The sequence below is a fragment of the Rhizobacter koreensis genome, from assembly GCF_013366375.1.
Lineage (GTDB): Bacteria > Pseudomonadota > Gammaproteobacteria > Burkholderiales > Burkholderiaceae_C > Schlegelella_A > Schlegelella_A koreensis.
In genome coordinates this window covers 103,852-120,684 of the sequence record NZ_JABWMJ010000013.1, presented here as the reverse complement: position 1 = coordinate 120,684, position 16,833 = coordinate 103,852, and the positions used below count along the sequence as shown (strand labels likewise).

The following is a 16,833-nucleotide window of genomic DNA, read 5'->3' as shown; positions in this document are numbered from 1 at the left end:
CCATGTAAACGTGGTGCCCGCGTCCGCAAACGTGCTGTACCCACTTGACCTTGCCACTGTGACAAGGTCTAGGCTCCCTGGACTGACCCCACCCAGCGCGTATTTGGCTCCTGGTATTGCTGCGGTGCTGCTCCCCGTCCGGGCTGCAATGGCCGCTGCGATGCGATGCCCGCCCTCCGGCGCCGGCGGTCAGAGCGAGATGCGTGCAGTGGATGGCAGTGCCAAGGGGCACCACGGCCTAAAGGTTGCCACACCTGCTGCCGCCCTTGACCACGCCCAGCACGAGCGTGGCTCAGGCGACGACAGTGGGAGCGGTGGCGCCCTGGACGGGCAGGACAGGTGCAATCTTTGCTCTGCATTCTGCTCGGTGACCTTGCTGGTAAGCGGCCCCGCAGCGACCATCGCGCCGTGCAATCTCACCGCGGCAACGTTTCCTGACCTTCTTGCTCCTGTCCCGAGCTTTCTCTCGGATGGCCAGGAGCGACCTCCCGAAGCATCTGACCCGTTGAGGCCTCTGAGCGAGGCCTGACAGGCCCGTGCGTCCACCGCATGAGAGGCAGCCGACCGATCTGCGTCGGCCACTCAGGTGACTTCATGTCAGAGCTGCTCAAGCGCGCCGCGCTAGCGTGAGCGTCCTGTCCTCCCACCTTGAATCGTTGTAGGCGGCGGGTGAGGATGATGTCCATCAAAGTTTGATGGACATCTATGGACGTCAAGTCGAAGCCGAGGCGGCGGCACCGCGCGCAGTTCAAGGCCGAGGTCATTTCCGCGTGCTCGGAGCCGGGCGCGTGCGTGGCGGCGATCCCACGCACGTTCGACCTGAACGACAACCTGGTACATCAGTCGCGGCGCGGTCGGGGCGCGAGCACCACCGCGAAGGAGCCGAGTGACCCGATAGCAGGTCGGCCGATGGAGTTCGTCGCGATGTCGGTTGCCGGCGCCGACACCGAACGATTCGCAGAGTCCCCCGACTGCGGGCAAGCCCATCCGCGTCGAGATCCGCCGCGGCAGCACCACGGTGAACGTGGCTTGGCCCACCGGCGCGGCCGGTGACTGCGCGGCCTGGTTGCGCGAGTTGCTGCGTTGATCCGCATCGACGCGCTCTGGCTGTGCACCGAGCCGCAGATCGTCGACGGCGGCATGGCCACCGGTGGGCGGCTCGCGCATACGCTGATCAGCCGCTTCGTCGATCACCTGCCGTACTACCGGCAGGAAGCGTGTGTACACCGGCCGCGGGCGTGCAAGGCGCGTCGAACGACTACTGCGGACCATCCGGCCTCTTTAACGGGGGCTTGCAGTTGGTCCGCTTAGCGGGTTACCGTGACGCAGGATGGCGCGCGGGTACGCGAACCGGGGCCCAGACATGTCTCCGAGGCCATGAAGATGTCAAACCGTACCTACCTGAAGCTTCGGCGACAAGCGTTGGGGCTCTTGACATTGCTTCAGTGGCAAGGTCGAGAATGGGGTGACTTGAGCAACAAGGGAATCTGCGTGAACGACGATCACCACAAGGGACATGCCGCCTCGCAACACAGTGGCTCGAGTGCGCGTGCGTACGGGATGTTCGCCCTCAATCTAGCGCTGAGCCTGATTCCGATGTATCTCGCCATGTTCACCATGATCGATGGGTGGGGCGACTACCGAAACAACGTGAACATGCTCTACATGGCGTTGACAATGCTCGCGCCAATGGGTGTCATCATGCTGGCCACGATGGGCTCCATGTATGGAAACAAGCGGCTCAACCTCGTGCTTTACGCAGGATTGGCGGCTCTCCTGGTCGGGTCGTTCCTTGCCACGCGCTCGCAGGCCTTGGTGGACGATGGGCAGTTCGTCGACTCCATGATTCCGCATCACTCTGGAGCCATCCTCATGTGCCGCGAGGCGCGCCTTACAGATCCAGAGTTGGTGAAGCTGTGCGGCGAGATCATCGGTGCGCAGCGGGCCGAGATCCGCCAGATGGAGGCGATCGCGGCTCGCCTGAAAGCTTCGAATTGAAGCAAAGCGCCGCCGCTCCGACCCGTCAGCACCTCGCCTACGCAAGTTCAGCGCCTACGCCGAGCCGATTGCGCGTCGCGACGAGGGCCGACCGCTTTCCTCAGCCGCAGCAGCCGCCACGCCGCTGCGGTGCGGCGGAGGGTCGAGCCGCATCCAAGGGCTCGGGCGTGTAGCCAGCACCCTTGATCGCGTCGCGGAATGCTGGCGTTTCGCCGGAGCCGGGCTCGATTCGAACCTCGTGGTTGCTTATCTTGGCGTCTTTGTCGACTGTCTGGATGGCTTTGGTAATCGTGCTGGCGCAGTGGCCGCACGTCACGTCGTTCACTTCAAAGGCAATCACGGTGCACGCCTCAAAAAACATTGCGATGAGGGTACTGTCGGCCTTGCCACCGTTAGATCGTCAAAACGCTTCGGGAATAACCATTCTTTCGGCATCACTTTGCTCAGAAGGTGCTTGACCTTCCCACGGTTAGAAGGAAGAAGATGCCTGCACTCGACAGACCATTGCCCTTGGAGCCACCCATGAACACCGCCGCCCTGAGCAACCCGAGCGCCATCGCAATGCAAATCACCGGAATGACCTGCGCCTCCTGCGTGCGCCGCGTGGAGACGACCCTGAAGGCTGTTCCTGGCGTGCGCGGAGCCACTGTCAACCTGGCCACCGAACAAGCTTCGGTTCAGGCCGATGCTGCCGTGCGTCCCGAAGCGCTCGCGGCAGCGTTGCGCAAAGCTGGCTACGACGTAGCTACTCAACGGCTGGATCTGAAGGTCGAGGGGATGACCTGCGCCTCTTGCGTGGCGCGGGTCGAAAAGGCGCTGCTCAAAGCTCCGGGGGTGCTTTCCGCCTCGGTAAACCTGGCGACGGAAACGGCATCGCTCGAAGCCCTCTCCACGGTCTCGGTCAGGGCCTTGCAGGGCGCGATCGAGAACGCCGGCTACGCAGTCGGGCAGCAACAGGAAGGCGACGCGCCGCCGGCTTCCCGACGACTCCCCGAGTGGTGGCCGGTCGCGCTCAGCGCAGCCCTGACGATTCCCCTGGTCGCGCCGATGCTGCTGCAGCTCTTCGGAGTCGATTGGATGCTGGACGGTTGGCTGCAGCTGGCGCTGGCCACCCCGGTGCAGTTCTGGCTGGGCTGGCGCTTCTATCGCGCGGGCTACAAGGCGGTGCGCGCCGGCAGCGGCAACATGGATTTGCTGGTGGCGCTAGGCACCTCCGCCGCCTACGGGCTCTCGTTGTACCTGCTGTGGCGCCACGCCGCGCACGGTATGCCGCACCTGTATTTCGAGGCGTCCGCCGCAGTGATTACCTTAGTGCTGCTGGGCAAGTGGCTCGAGGCACGCGCGAAGCGGCAAACCGCCGACGCGATCCGCGCGCTGAACGCACTTCGCCCGGCGATCGCGCGGGTGCGCCGTAACGGTGCCGAACTCGAGGTCCCCGTCGAACAGGTCGCCGTTGGTGACCTGGTGGTGGTGCGCGCCGGCGAGCGCGTGGCGGTGGATGGAGAGATTACTGAAGGCCGCAGCCACGTCGACGAGTCGCTGATCACCGGAGAGAGCCTCCCGATCGCCAAGGGCGTGGGCGACAGGGTAACTGGAGGCGCGATCAACGCCGAAGGCGTGCTCACCGTCAAGACTCTCGCGGTTGGCGCGGAAACGACGCTGGCTCGCATCATCCGCATGGTCGAGTCTGCTCAGGCCGCCAAAGCGCCGATCCAACGCGTTGTCGACCGGGTGAGCGCCGTGTTCGTGCCGGTCGTGCTGGTGATTGCGTTGGCGACCTTTCTCGGCTGGGCCCTCGGGACCGGCAACTGGGAGCAGGCGCTCATCAACGCTGTCGCGGTGCTGGTCATTGCGTGCCCGTGTGCGCTCGGCTTGGCGACGCCGACTGCCATCATGGCGGGCACCGGGGTCGCTGCCCGTCAAGGCATCCTGATCAAAGACGCCCAGGCGCTTGAGGTGGCGCACGCCGTCACCATGGTGGCCTTCGACAAGACCGGAACGCTGACGGAAGGTCGACCGTCGCTCGTGGCAGTGGTTCCGGCAGCTGGCGTCGCCCGCAAGGACGTCCTGCGTCTGGCGGGCGCGCTGCAAAGCTCTAGTGAACATCCTCTGGCGCATGCGGTGATGGACAAGGTTCGTGAGGAACATTTGCAGCTGCCAAATACCCGTGACGCCCAGGCCTTGCCCGGGCGCGGTCTGGAAGCCGTCGTCGATGGACAAGTTTTTTCCTTGGGCAGCAGCCGGCTGCTGCGAGAGCTCGGCGTGGCCGCGGGAGCTTTAGCCGCTGAAGAAGCCTGCCTCGAGGGCCAGGGCCGGACGATCTCTTGGCTCGTACGCAAGGATGGTGACCGCGCTGAACTTCTCGGCCTGCTGGCGTTTGGCGACACCATCAAGGCGTCGGCTCGGCAGGCCATCAGCCGGCTCCAGCAGCTAGGCATCCAGACCGTGATGTTGACGGGGGACAACAAGGGCAGCGCTCGTGTGGTCGCGACCGAACTGGGCATTGACGAGGTCCGTGCTGAGGTGCTGCCCGCCGATAAGGCGGCGATCGTGCAGGAACTGCGCAGTGCCGGCAAGGTGGTCGCGATGGTCGGGGACGGCATCAACGATGCACCGGCGCTGGCAGCCGCCGACGTCGGCATCGCGATGTCGACCGGCACCGACGTGGCGATGGAAACCGCCGGCATCACGCTGATGCGCGGCGACCCGCGCCTGGTGGCGGACGCCATCGACGTGTCGCGTCGCACCTACGCCAAGATCAAGCAGAACTTGTGGTGGGCCTTCGGATACAACGTGCTGGGCATTCCGCTCGCCGCGTTTGGTTTGCTGAGCCCCATGATTGCCGGGGCGGCCATGGCTTTCAGCAGCGTGAGCGTCGTCACCAACGCGCTGATGCTGCGGCGCTGGCGCTCGCTGCAGCAGCAGGTGGACCCGGCGCTGCAGGCGGAGCCCGCCCGCCGACCTCTGACCGTTTGAGGACGAACGACCATGGACTTCATGAACATCGGTGAAGCCGCCAAGGCTTCGGGCGTCTCGGCCAAGATGATCCGTCACTACGAGAGCGTCGGGCTCTTCCCCGAGGCGCAGCGCACCGATTCCGGGTACCGCCAGTACACGGACAAGGAGGTGAGCACGCTGCGTTTCATTCGGCAGTCGCGCGACCTCGGGTTTTCGATCGAGCAGATCCGCGAGCTGCTGGGGCTGTGGCAGGACCGGCGCCGGCCGAGCCGCCAGGTGAAGGCGCTCGCGCAAGCCCACATCCAGGAACTGGATGCCAAGCTGCAGGAGCTGAACGCGATGAAGGCAACGCTTCAGCACCTGGTGCACTGCTGCCGCGGCGACGATCGTCCTGACTGCCCGATCATTCAGAACCTGGCGGACGCGGAACCTTTTCTCCCAAGCGGGCTCCGTACGGCAGCGGGTGGCCTGAGGCCAGGCAAGCACTGAGCGCTGCAGATATGCCTCGCCGCGCTTGACTTTGCCACTGTGACAAGGTTTAGGATTCTCGTGGTTGGGCCGGCAGATTGGCTGCTGTGCTAGCCTCTGAATTGCTTTGAAGACACTCCGGATCTGGCTGTTGGTGTTGCTGGCGGTATTGCTCCCCGTGCGGGGTGCAATGGCTGCGGCGATGCTCTGCCCGCCTTCCGGCGTGGGTAGCCAAAGCGAGTTGCGCATGATCGACGGCAGTGTTGCCGCGCATCACGGGATCGACACCCAAGCCCAGCCTGCCCACGACCATGCGCAGCACGGACATGACTCGAGCAGTGACGCCGGCGGCGAGCTGTCGTCGGGCGGCGAAGACAAGTGCAATCTCTGCTCTGCCTTTTGTTCGGTCACCTCGCTGGTGAGCAGCCCTCCGGTCGCTCTGACGCCGGGCGACCTCGCGACGGTCGCATTCGCTGACCTCTTCGCTCCGGCCCCGAGCTTCCTCTCGGACGGCCAGGAGCGGCCCCCACGAAGCATCTGACCCGCTGAGGCCTCCCCGCGAGGCCTGATTGGGCTCGTGCGTTTGCCGCACGGGAGAAGGCCGACCGTTCGTGTCGGCGACTCAGATGACTTCGAAAAATGAACAAGCTGCTTACGCGCGCCGCGCTCGCTGCGCTGTGCGCCGTCGGCTCCATGCCGACCACCGCCCAGGACGCCCAGGCGGGCTCCTCCACTGGTTCCGCCGTAACTGCGGCAGGTCAGACGCCGACCAAGGGCTCCGGCATCCAGTACCGCTCCGCCTTCGAGGGCTACGCGCGCTTCACCGACGAACCCGTGGGATCGTGGAAGGCCGCAAACGACAACGTCGGGCGGATCGGCGGCTGGCGGGTCTATGCAAAGGAGGCCGCCGCCGCACAAACGTCTCAGGGTAGCCAAGCCGGAGCACCAGCTGCTGCCGCCGGTACCCAGGGCGCGTCGCCCTCGGCTGTTACAGCGCCGCCGTCGCCCGCCGCACCGGGCAGCAAGCCCGATCCGCACCAGCACCACTGAGGACCCACGGTGATGACTTCAAGAAACTCCCGTCGACCACGCGGGCTGACCGCTGCGGCGCTGGCCACCGCACTCCTCCTGGGCGGATGTGCCACCTCTGCCATCAACGAGAACTTCGCGGGTGTGCAGAGGCTTACCAGCGGCTCGGTCGGAGCCGAGATCAAGTGGCTGAACACCGACGACGCGCGCCAGCAGGCGCAACGCGACGTCGAGGCGGTGCTCGCCAATCCGGTAAACGCGGACGACGCCGTGCGCCTGTCACTCGCCTACAGCCCTGCCTTGCAGGCCGCCCTTTTCGAGAGCGCGGCGAGCTCAGCCACGGCAACGCAGTCGTCGCGGCTGCCGAACCCCATCTTCACGTTCGAACGACTCGTACGACGTGAAGGCGGGAGCACCGATCTGGACATCGGTCGCATGCTCGGAATCTCGGTGTTCGATCTGTTTTTGGTGCCCTCCAGGCTCCGCCTTGCCGACTTCCAGCAGCAGCAGATCCAGCTTCGGCTCGCCAGTGAGGTGGTGCAGGCAGCCACCGAGGCACGCCAGAACTGGGTCCGCGCAGTCGCGGCCCAGCAGTCGGTGCAGTACTTCGAGCAGGTGAAGGCCGTGGCCGACGCAAGCGCCGAGTTGGCGCGCCGCATGCAAGCCGCCGGCAACTTCAGCAGGCTGCAACGCGCCCGCGAGCAGGCCTTTGCGGCGGATGCGGTGGCGCAGCTGGCTCGGGCGCGGCAGACGGCGCAGAGCACGCGCGAGGCACTGGTGCGCTCACTGGGGCTCTCCGAGGTCCAGGCTCGGCAGTTGAAGCTACCCGATCGCTTGCCCGAGCTGCCCAAGACGCCAAGGGGCGAAGCCGAGGTCGCGCAGCGCGCGATGGATCAGCGTCTCGACGTGCGCCTTGCGCGAGCCAATCTCGAGTTCACCGCCCGGGACCTGGGTCTGTCGCGCGTGACGAGTTTCGTCAACGGCCTGCACATCGCCGCAGTGCGCAACAGCGAGACCGGGGAGCCGCCGCAGAAGGGCTTCGAGCTCGAGGTGCCGCTGCCGATCTTCGACTTCGGCGACGCCATCCGCGCCCGCTCGCAGGCGACCTACATGGCGTCGCTCAACCGCACCGCCCAGCTCGCGGTGGATGCGAGCTCTCAGGTGAGGGAGAGCTACGGTGCTTATCGCACCGCCCATGACCTTGCCCGTCATTACCTCGAAGAAGTCGTGCCGCTGCGCAGGACCATCCACGATGAGAACCAGCTCCGTTACAGCGGAATGTTCATCGGCGTCTTCGAGCTTCTGGCAGATGCGCGCGAACAGATCGGCAGCGTGAGCCAAGCGATTGACGCACAGCGCGACTTCTGGCTCGCCGACGCCGCCTTGCAGGCTGCGCTGATTGGCAGACCCACGGCGGGCCTGACTCTGAGCGCTGAACCGGCCGCCGCTGGCAGTGCCGGCGCGGCCCACTGAACACCCGAACGGAGAACACTTTATGACGACGAATCGACGTCGCTTTCTGACTGGCGCAGCGGCTACCGGCGCTGCCGTGGCTGCTTCGGCAGTCAGCAAGGTGGCGATGGCAGCCCTGCCGGAACCCGTCATCCAGACGAGTCCGCTGACGGCGCCGCCCCTGGTGCCGAACACCGGGCGTCCCTACAACCCCATGGTCACTCTCAACGGATGGAGCCTGCCCTGGCGCATGAACAACGGAGTCAAGGAGTTCCACATCGTTGCAGAGCCCGTCGTGCGTGAGATCGCGCCCGGAATGAAGGCTCATCTCTGGGGCTACAACGGAAGCTCGCCCGGGCCGACGATCGAGGCCGTCGAGGGCGACCGCGTGCGCATCTTCGTGACGAACCGGCTGCCCGAGCACACCACGATTCACTGGCACGGACTGCGCCTTCCCAACGGGATGGACGGCGTTGGCGGTCTGACCCAGCCGCACATCCCACCCGGCAAGACGTTCGTCTATGAGTTCGTCGTTCGCCGCAGCGGCACGTTCAAGTACCACCCGCACGCCGACGAGATGGTCCAGATGGCGATGGGCATGTACGGGATGTTCATCGCGCATCCCCGAGACCCGAAGTTCATGGCGGTCGACCGCGACTACGGCTTCGTCCTGACCGCTTTCGACATCGAGCCGGGAAGCTTCACGCCACGCGTGAGCGAGATGCTCGACTTCAACCTGTGGACCTTCAACTCACGGGTCTTTCCCGGGATCGACTCCATGGTGGCTCGGCTGGGTGAACGCGTCCGCATCCGCATGGGCAATCTGTCCATGACCAACCACCCCATCCACCTTCACGGCTACGAGTTCATGGTCACGGGAACGGACGGTGGTTGGACGCGCGAGAGCGCGCGCTGGAACGAGGTCACGACGGACATCGGCGTTGGCCAAATGCGCGCCGTCGAGTTTCTTGCCGACGAGCCGGGCGACTGGGCATTCCACTGCCACAAGAGCCACCACACGATGAATGCCATGGGGCACGACACCCCGACCATGATCGGCGTCGACCACTCCGGAGTGGTCAAACAGATCAACAAGCTGGTCCCGGACTACATGGTGATGGGGGAGCGAGGCATGGCCGACATGGCCGAGATGGAGATGCCGATCCCGGAGAACACCCTTCCGATGATGACCGGCAAGGGCCCGTTCGGACCTGTCGAGATGGGCGGCATGTTCACCGTCGTCAAGGTCCGCGCCGACCAGCCAAGGGGTGACTTCAAGGATCCGGGCTGGTACCGGCACCCTGCAGGCGAGGTCGCCTATGAGTTCACCGGCACGCTTCCGGAGCCGGCCCGCTCGTTCGCTGCCGGCGGCGGGTCGATGCCAGTCGCAAGACGGGTCGAGCAGGGCGTCGAGATGCGCGTGCGCAAACCAAGAGGAGGGCACAACGGACACTGACCTACTCAGTACCCACGGCGCCAATTTTCTGATTCATCAACGAAGGAAACCTATGAAGACCAACTATCTTGCAATCGCCGCCGTCCTCGCGATGGCATCCACGCTCAGCCTTGCCTCGGGCAACCATGCCGGCGGCCACGGGGACGCGGGTGGGCACGGACATGGCGGCTCCGGCGAAAGTGCCATCGGTGCGCCCGGCGTGGCGGGGAAGGTAACGCGCACCGTAAAGGTCGACATGACGGACGCGATGCGGTTCATCCCCGCGAGCATCGACGTGAAACAGGGCGAGACCATCCGCTTCCAGGTCAAGAACTCCGGCAAGGCCAAGCACGAATTCGTCCTCGGCACCGAAGCGGAGCTAAGGGAGCACTACCAAGTGATGCTGAAGAACCCCGAAATGGAGCACGAAGAGCCGAACATGATCACGTTGGCGGGCGGGAAGTCAGGCGAGGTGGTCTGGCAGTTCACCAAGGCCGGCAAAGTGCACTTCGGCTGCCTCCAGCCCGGCCACTACGACGCGGGCATGAAAGGAGCCGTGACTGTCGCTGGGGCTCAGGGGAACGCCAAGAGCGACGGCCACGGGCACAAGCATTGAGTGTCGGGACATCAATCAACTCGGAGCACATCCATGAACATGAGCAAGGTTAGTACGATCGCCCTCGCCAGTTGGCTCTTTGTAGCCGGCCCGGCTTTTGCAGCAAACGATGCAACAGGTTCTGCGTCGGCCGGCGCGTCGGCGTCGGCCTCGGCTGCCACGACGGACGGTGAGGTCCGCCGGATCGATATGGAGGCCAAGAAAATCACGATCCGCCATTCCGAGATCAAGAACCTCGAGATGCCGGCCATGACGATGGTCTTTCAAGTCAAGGATCCATCGATGCTTGAAGCGGTCAAGGTGGGTGACAAGGTCCGCTTCAGCGCGGAGAAGATCGAAGGTGCGATCACTCTCACCAGCATCGAGACCGCGAAGTGAGGAAGTAGGGGCGGTGCAAGCCGTTGTCGGTGCTGCTCCGCAATGCAGGCGATTGTTGGGTTGTCACGCCTCGGGTAGCGTTTGACTTCCGGGTCGCGTTGGCAGGAGGCGCCTGCATTCGATTGGAGCCGCACGTGCCGCTTCCTGCTCGTGTTTTGCGCCGCCGTTTTGGCGACGGCGTGCGCAAGCTTGCCCGCTCAAGGCGAGAGGCCGGTTTCCGTAGCCATCGAAGGTTCCTCCGTTACGGCGCTCGGTCGCATCGCCCTGGCTTCCGCGCCGGAGCCGAGCTTGAGCGGCTTCCGACTCATGCCTTCGGGCGCATTCGCTCTAAGCGCAAGAATGGAGTTGGCTCGCCGCGCGGAGCAATCGCTCGACGTTCAGTATTTCCTGATCCGTCACGATCCGACAGGAAAAGCGATGTTGCGCGCGCTGAGGGATGCGGCGCTCCGTGGCGTGCGCGTGCGCCTGCTGCTGGACGACCTGTACACCTCCGGGCAGGACGAGCTGCTAAGCGGCCTTGCCGCGCATGAAAACGTCGAGGTGCGCCTGTTCAATCCGTTCCCTACCCGTGGTTGTCTGCTGTCGCGCTTCGCGCTCTCGCTTCCTCACGTTGAGCGCCTCAACCATCGCATGCACAACAAGCTGTTTATTGCGGATGGTGCGATGGCCGTAACCGGCGGCCGCAATGTCGCGGACGAGTACTTTTCGCGGCATCCACTTGCGAACTTCATCGACCTTGACCTGTTCGTCAGCGGCGCCGTGGTCCCAGAGCTGGGCAGGCTCTTCGATCTCTACTGGAACAGCGCACTTGCATACCCACTGGGATCGGTTGTGCCCCCGCGGTTGACGCTGCCCGAGCTGCAAGCGGGCTTCGAGGAGGTCTCGCGTCCAAGCGCACCGCCCGTGACGCACGAACCGGACGCTCGCGACGTGCTGGGCTACAGACCGATCGAAGAGGAGCTCGATGCCGGCAGGCTGGATCTAATCTGGGACCACGCCGAGGCATCGGCCGACATGCCCCTGAAGGGCGAAGCACCGCCTCCGGGCCTGGAAGAGGCGTCCATTGCCTCGAACCGCGTGCGCGTAGCCGTGGTGGAACACATGCGCGAAGCGAAGTCGGAGGTCATGCTTGTGTCTCCCTACTTCGTACCAGGACGTTCGGGCATGGATCTCATCACCGACCTGCGATCGCGCGACGTCCGGGTTAGCGTTCTTACCAATTCCCTCGCGTCTACCGACCAGCCTCTCGTGCACAGCGGCTATCGACGTTACCGGCGCTCCCTGCTCGAACTTGGGGTAGAGCTTTACGAGCTGAGCCCGATCAAAGCGGGCCGGGAGGGACGCGGGCTGCTGTTTGGCAAATCAGTGGGTGGCCTACACAGCAAGGCGGTCGTGTTCGATGGCCTGGAAGTCTTCGTGGGGTCGATGAACTTCGATCCGCGCTCCGACCACTACAACACAGAAATTGGCCTCTTCATTCACAGCCCCCGTCTCACCCTCCAGGTCTCTAGGCTGGCCCGTCTGGCCCAGCGCCAAGCCTCCCACCGGCTGCAGCTGACTGCAGGCGGGGCTTTGGAGTGGGTTACCCCTGGCGGCGCTGACGACGAAGTACACACGAAGGAGCCGGAGGCCAAGCTTTGGATGAGGTTTCTGCTCGAGCTTCTGGCGCCACTGGCGCCAGAAGGGATGCTCTAGTGCATTGGGTAAACCCCAGCCACCTCGAACCGGTCGGCGACAGTTCCTCGGTGTCGGTGTCGGTGTGCGACTTGCAGCTGGCATCTGCTTGACCGGCCCGTCGCCCGGGAGGTTCGATGAGGTGCCGGCCCGCATATCCAGCCCCAACGCGCTACGCGTCTTCGAATGAAAGCAGAGAGACGCCACGTAGCTGCCTTGCGCCCCACTCGGGAAAGCCCTAATCAGTCAACACGTGCTGAAGCGCCGGCTTTCAAGACGCCGTGTTCAGGAAGTCGGCGGTCATAGCCCTAAAAACCGCTTCCGGCTTGACCAGCTCGGGCAGCGCAGCGCGAGCGTTGTGGATCTCTTCGACAAAGGTTGGGCTAAGCCGGGAGTCCGTCGGATCCTGGCTCGCGATTGTTTTTAGCGCGTGCTGACCTTGCCCGTATTCCACGTACAGCCCCAGTGCGATAACTTTGGCTGACGGAGGACGAAGATGGCGGACGTGACAGACAGTCGAGGGCGGCGGCAGTACCCGCAGGAGTTCCAGGTCGAGGCGGTACGCCTAGCTGACTCGGTCGGCATCAACGCCGCCGCCGCTCGGCTGGGCGTTCCGAAGGCGACGCTAGGAAACTGGGCGAGGCGACGGCGGAAGGTCGTAGAGCCGGGCGAAGTGGAGGCGACGGTCGGCCAGTCCCCGCGGGCGTCTGGGCCGATCAAGCGGCCCGTGAGCGAGTTGGAGGCCGAGATCGCACGTCTGCGCCGGGAGCTCGCGAGCCAGAAGCTCGACAACGAGATACTTCGAAAAGCAGCGGCGTACTTCGCGAGGGAGTCGCGGTGAAGTACGCCTGGATCCAAGAGCACGGCGACTCGTACCCGGTGGCGCGGCTCTGCCGCCTGCTCGGCGTGTCTCGCAGCGGCTATCTGCAGTGGAGGGTACGCCCGCCCAGCGCTCGATCGCTCGCCAACGCGGATCTCGACGCGCAGGTGGCGGCGGTGCATGCCGAAAGCAGCCGCACATACGGTCGGCCGCGGATTCAGCGTGCGCTGCAAGCATGCGGTGTTCGTGCGGGACACGAGCGGATCCGGCGCAGCCTGCAGCGCCAGGGGCTGCGCTGCGTGTACCGGCGTGCCTATCGGGTGACGACCGATTCGGATCACGCGCATCCGGTGGCGCCCAACACACTCGAGCGGCGCTTCGACGGCTGGAGACCGGACGAGGCGTGGGTTGCCGACATCACCTACGTTCCTACTGCCGAAGGCTGGCTGTACCTCGCGTGTGTGCTCGACCTGGCCACGCGCCGGATCGTCGGCTGGTCGATGTCCGAGCGGCTGAAGGCGCAGCTCGCCTGCGACGCGCTGCGCATGGCCTACTGGCGCCGCAAACCACCGCCAGGGCTCATCGCGCATTCGGATCGCGGGTCGCAGTACGCGAGTCGGGAGTACCGCCGCGCGCTCTCGGACTTCCGAATGCGGCAATCGATGAGTAGAAGAGCCAACTGCTGGGACAACGCTCCAATGGAGAGCTTCTTCAAGACCTTGAAGGTCGAGCGCGTTGATCGCGTGCGCTACGCCACACGGGCGCAGGCCCGCCTGGACATCGTCGACTGGATCGAGGGCTTCTACAACCAACGGAGGCTGCACAGCAGCATCGGTTACAGGACGCCGACCGAGTTCGAGCGCAAGCTCATGGCGGCTTGAGGCGGGTGTACGTGAAACCCAGGCAAGGTCATGCACGAGCTTCAGATGCCTCAACCTCGGATCGTCCAGTTCCGTGCGGGCGAGCGCGAAGGCCTCAATCGTCGCTTGCCCTTGGCGCGTCTTAGCGAACGGCTTGGCGTACCGGAAGCCGATGTGATCGCGCGGATCTTCAGGTCCGGCGGGGTCGATGAGCATTGGCTGTTCTGCGCCTAGGTCGTCGGTGCGCTGGCGCGCCCGACTGGCGGGGTTCTTCAATGGGAAGAGATTGCGTTTGACGCGTCGGTTGCAGATCTCGCAGCTGTAGAGCAGGTTGGTCCAGGAGTAAGCGAGCCAGTAGTAGCCGGGGTAGACCCTGCGGGCGCCCGCGCTCTGTTGGCTGAATGTCTTGGGCCGGAAGTGGAGTTGACCCCGTCCCGCGGAGAGTCTTGAGCTTGGATCTCAAGCCGGTTCGATGGTTGTCGGTGCAGGGTTATCCACCGGCGGCGTGGCGCACGCCACGCTGACGCCGGCGGTGGGTAACCCGTGTTGCACGCGTGCGGTTTCGAGTCTGCCGTGTCTGCTTTCGAAGTCGGCCGGTGAGCGGTAGCCGAGCGCGCTGTGGCGGCGGCGCGGGTTGTACCAGCCCTCGATGTACGTGAACAGCGCCAGCCTCGCCTCGGTTTTGCTTTTGAAGTTGCGACGATCGATCAGCTCGCACTCGAGGCTGGCGAAGAAGCTCTCGGCCATGGCGTTGTCGTAGGCATCGCCCACGCTGCCCATCGACGGTCGCACGCCCATCTCCCTGCAGCGCTTTCCGAACTCGATCGCGGTGTACTGGCTACCCTGGTCACTGTGGTGCACGACGGCTTCAGGCTTGCGTTGCTGCAGCGCCATGTTGAGCGCCGCCAGGACCAACTCGCCCGTCATGCGCTCGCCGATAGCCCAGCCCACCACACGGCGGCTCCACACGTCGAGCACCACGGCCAGGAAGACGAAGCCCGCCCACGTCGGGACGTAGGTCATGTCGGCCACCCAGAGCTGATCCGGTCCGCCGGCGCTGAAGCGCCGCTGCACCAGGTCGGGCGCAGGCGCACTGCGCGCGTCGCGCCGCGTGGTCACGATGAAGCCGCGGCGGCGGCTCACGCCACGGATCTGAGCGCGGCGCATCAGGCGCAACGCGCTTTCGGCTGATCACCACGCCTTGGTCCATCAGCTCGGCGCGCACCCGCGGCATGCCATAGGTCGCATCGGACCCGGCATGCACCGCGCGAATGCGCTCGGTCATCACCGCATCGTCGATCGCGCGCTTGCACGGCTCTCGATCACGCCAGCTGTAGAACCCGCTGGGGGACACCTGCAGAGCGCGGCACATCGCATCGACGGGAAAGCAGGCCTGATTCGCCATGATCAGCTCGAAGACGACGTGGGCGTCTTCTCGCCTCTGGCGGCGAACCAGGCCGTAGCCTTTGCCAAGATGTCGCGCTCCATCTGCAGCCGCCGGTTATCACGGCGCAGCCGCGCAAGCTCAGCACGCTCGGCGCTGCTCAACCCCTCCTTGCCGGGCAGCGGCTTGCCATCGTCGAGCGCAGCCTGTGCGATCCAGTTGGTGACGGTCTGCGCAGAGCAGCCGAACTCACGCGCGAGCTCGGTCGGCGTACGACCGGCACGTGCCAGTTCGACGATCTGCTGGCGAAACTCCGCCGGGTACGGCGGTCGGGTCTTTGACATCGCGGCGTCCTCCTCTCATAAGGATCGGGGCTCCGCGAAACTGGGTCAACTTCACCATTTCTGCGCAATGCGACGGTGGCTTCAACATTCAGGGGAGGGTGAGCGGTCTCCTGATCGACAACCCACCACTACATGCAATTTCGCGACAACCCGACTGAAACCTTCCTACGGGATCCGGGCAACATCGTCCTGCAGAGCCTGACCCTCGAGGATCCGCCATCATCAAAGAGCACGGCAAGACTTGCCGCCGAAGCAGCTTTCTCCGGCTCGCCGGTTCAGCCGTCTGCGGCACAGCAACCGCTGATCGTCGTTCGGCGGAAGCGATTCGCCGTTCCCAGTGCTCCTGATCGGAGCCAGAGCTGCGACGGGCGCCCGCCGGACGGGGCGCGGGGTCCTCGCGGCTTCCGCGCGGTCGCGCCGGTGGTCTTCGGTCTACCTGAGCGCCAGGTGAGCCCCTCGCTGGCGCAGGCCGGCCGTTCGGGGGCTCTCGAGGCCCTCAAACCCACGCCCCTGCCGTCAGCTCGACAAGAGCGCCTGGCGCACAAGAAGCCCTCCAAGGTCTTGCGCATCGTCTTCGAGAGCGCGGACGAGCAGGGCACTGCACAGGGGCTGGATCCAGCCGAGCTCCTGGACCAATCAGGCGGCAAGCTCGATTCGGCGGAACGTGACCAATGCAACCGCCTAATGATGTCCATAGAAGACCTGAAGCTAAGTCTCGCAAAGCTAAAGCAGCTCAAGGCATTCAGCTTGAAGAAGAGTGGCTACGCCAGGGACTGGCTGAAAATCGAACGCAGGATGGCCGCGATCCGACAGCAACTGCAGGTATCGGCGCGCCAACATGATGTTGCTAGTGGCCAGCACGGCGGGGCGTGGGGATAACGGCGGCGCAGCGCACTGGCTCGCCGGGTCGTGCCCCCGTCGGCTGGCAGGCACCTATGGCGATGTCTGCCGCAGAATCTCGGGTACACCGGTTGCTGTGATCTGATGCAGGCCATGGCCTGCGCGATAACGGCGCCACGTTTCTGCGTGGCGGAGCGCAATGCTGCCGAGGTGCACTGAATGAAGCTTTTCAAGTCTCTGTTCTGGGTCGGCGCCGCTGTCGCCGCTGTTCCAATGGTTAGGAAGCTGCTGGCAGGCGCAGCTTCGCGAAGGGGCGAGCACGCCAGCCCTTACTTACCTGCGATCAGGACAGGCTTGGAAGAGCACGCCGGTGAAGACACTCAGATGGTGCAAGCCTTTGCCCGGGCTGTTGACGGCGCCCGAGGGCAGCCGCTGTAATTATTCGAGCCCGCTGAGCGGAGCACGACGGAAGGGACGCCCCGGCCGCCAAGCCATCTGCAACGGTGACTGAGTGCCGCTCTTCCCCGTTCGTAAGCTCGTGGAGCTTCGGCAGCTGCCCTCGCACGCTAGGCGACTA

16 protein-coding genes and 1 pseudogene are annotated in these 16,833 nt (G+C 64.9%); 15 read left to right on the top strand and 2 right to left on the bottom strand.

What is annotated here, in order from left to right; translation table 11 throughout:
• The first annotated feature begins 705 nt into the window (after positions 1 to 705).
• The 3 genes from HQN59_RS22370 (at position 706) to HQN59_RS22360 (ending at position 1,998) form a co-directional block, all read left to right on the top strand.
• Positions 706 to 1,053, top strand: coding sequence for a hypothetical protein (locus HQN59_RS22370; protein ID WP_176071344.1), 348 nt, complete (start codon positions 706 to 708; stop codon positions 1,051 to 1,053).
• A 30-nt stretch (positions 1,054 to 1,083) separates the two neighbouring features.
• A complete protein-coding gene (locus HQN59_RS22365; RefSeq protein ID WP_176071231.1) occupies positions 1,084 to 1,311 on the top strand; it encodes a hypothetical protein in 228 nt (75 codons plus the stop codon).
• A gap of 159 nt (positions 1,312 to 1,470) precedes the next feature.
• Complete coding sequence (locus tag HQN59_RS22360; RefSeq protein ID WP_246295092.1) at positions 1,471 to 1,998, top strand: DUF305 domain-containing protein; 528 nt, start codon at positions 1,471 to 1,473, stop codon at positions 1,996 to 1,998.
• Between the two features lie 100 nt (positions 1,999 to 2,098).
• On the opposite strand, the gene HQN59_RS22355 is transcribed toward HQN59_RS22360, so the two are convergent.
• A complete protein-coding gene (locus tag HQN59_RS22355; RefSeq protein WP_176071343.1) occupies positions 2,099 to 2,338 on the bottom strand; it encodes a heavy-metal-associated domain-containing protein in 240 nt (79 codons plus the stop codon).
• Positions 2,339 to 2,520: 182 nt separating this feature from the next.
• Between HQN59_RS22355 and HQN59_RS22350 the strand changes: the two genes are divergently transcribed.
• The 11 genes from HQN59_RS22350 to HQN59_RS22300 all read left to right on the top strand — a co-directional run bounded on the left by HQN59_RS22350 (position 2,521) and on the right by HQN59_RS22300 (position 13,922).
• Positions 2,521 to 4,974, top strand: a complete 2,454-nt coding sequence (locus HQN59_RS22350) for a heavy metal translocating P-type ATPase (protein ID WP_176071342.1) — start codon at positions 2,521 to 2,523, stop codon at positions 4,972 to 4,974.
• A gap of 21 nt (positions 4,975 to 4,995) precedes the next feature.
• Positions 4,996 to 5,445, top strand: coding sequence for a Cu(I)-responsive transcriptional regulator (cueR, locus tag HQN59_RS22345; RefSeq protein WP_176071383.1), 450 nt, complete (start codon positions 4,996 to 4,998; stop codon positions 5,443 to 5,445).
• Between the two features lie 106 nt (positions 5,446 to 5,551).
• Complete coding sequence (locus HQN59_RS22340) at positions 5,552 to 5,965, top strand: DUF2946 family protein (RefSeq protein WP_176071340.1); 414 nt, start codon at positions 5,552 to 5,554, stop codon at positions 5,963 to 5,965.
• Positions 5,966 to 6,063: 98 nt separating this feature from the next.
• Positions 6,064 to 6,474 (top strand): hypothetical protein, encoded by a 411-nt coding sequence (locus tag HQN59_RS22335; protein ID WP_176071338.1) that lies wholly within the window; start codon positions 6,064 to 6,066, stop codon positions 6,472 to 6,474.
• A gap of 12 nt (positions 6,475 to 6,486) precedes the next feature.
• Positions 6,487 to 7,926: a TolC family protein gene (locus HQN59_RS22330; RefSeq protein ID WP_176071336.1), complete on the top strand. Its 1,440-nt coding sequence runs from the start codon at positions 6,487 to 6,489 to the stop codon at positions 7,924 to 7,926.
• Positions 7,927 to 7,948: 22 nt separating this feature from the next.
• Positions 7,949 to 9,361 carry a multicopper oxidase family protein gene (locus HQN59_RS22325; protein WP_176071334.1) on the top strand — a complete coding sequence of 471 codons (1,413 nt, stop codon included), beginning with the start codon at positions 7,949 to 7,951 and terminating at the stop codon, positions 9,359 to 9,361.
• A 52-nt stretch (positions 9,362 to 9,413) separates the two neighbouring features.
• Positions 9,414 to 9,956 (top strand): cupredoxin domain-containing protein, encoded by a 543-nt coding sequence (locus tag HQN59_RS22320; RefSeq protein WP_176071332.1) that lies wholly within the window; start codon positions 9,414 to 9,416, stop codon positions 9,954 to 9,956.
• A gap of 33 nt (positions 9,957 to 9,989) precedes the next feature.
• Positions 9,990 to 10,334: a copper-binding protein gene (locus HQN59_RS22315; protein WP_176071330.1), complete on the top strand. Its 345-nt coding sequence runs from the start codon at positions 9,990 to 9,992 to the stop codon at positions 10,332 to 10,334.
• Positions 10,335 to 10,622: 288 nt separating this feature from the next.
• A complete protein-coding gene (locus tag HQN59_RS22310; protein WP_246295091.1) occupies positions 10,623 to 12,029 on the top strand; it encodes a phospholipase D family protein in 1,407 nt (468 codons plus the stop codon).
• A 475-nt stretch (positions 12,030 to 12,504) separates the two neighbouring features.
• Positions 12,505 to 13,709 (top strand): IS3 family transposase gene (locus HQN59_RS22305; RefSeq protein ID WP_217704264.1). Its coding sequence is split into 2 segments (ribosomal slippage): positions 12,505 to 12,808 and positions 12,808 to 13,709, totalling 1,206 coding nucleotides; the frame shifts between segments, so codons are not numbered across the junction.
• Positions 13,710 to 13,739: 30 nt separating this feature from the next.
• The gene (locus tag HQN59_RS22300) at positions 13,740 to 13,922 is read left to right on the top strand and encodes a hypothetical protein (protein ID WP_176071326.1); all 183 of its coding nucleotides are present in this window, start codon (positions 13,740 to 13,742) and stop codon (positions 13,920 to 13,922) included.
• A 342-nt stretch (positions 13,923 to 14,264) separates the two neighbouring features.
• Here the strand turns inward: HQN59_RS22300 and HQN59_RS22295 are convergent.
• Positions 14,265 to 15,416, bottom strand: a pseudogene (locus tag HQN59_RS22295) (IS3 family transposase); the annotation flags it as partial.
• A gap of 132 nt (positions 15,417 to 15,548) precedes the next feature.
• Between HQN59_RS22295 and HQN59_RS22290 the strand changes: the two are divergent.
• Positions 15,549 to 16,295 (top strand): hypothetical protein, encoded by a 747-nt coding sequence (locus tag HQN59_RS22290; RefSeq protein WP_176071324.1) that lies wholly within the window; start codon positions 15,549 to 15,551, stop codon positions 16,293 to 16,295.
• Positions 16,296 to 16,833 lie beyond the last annotated feature (538 nt).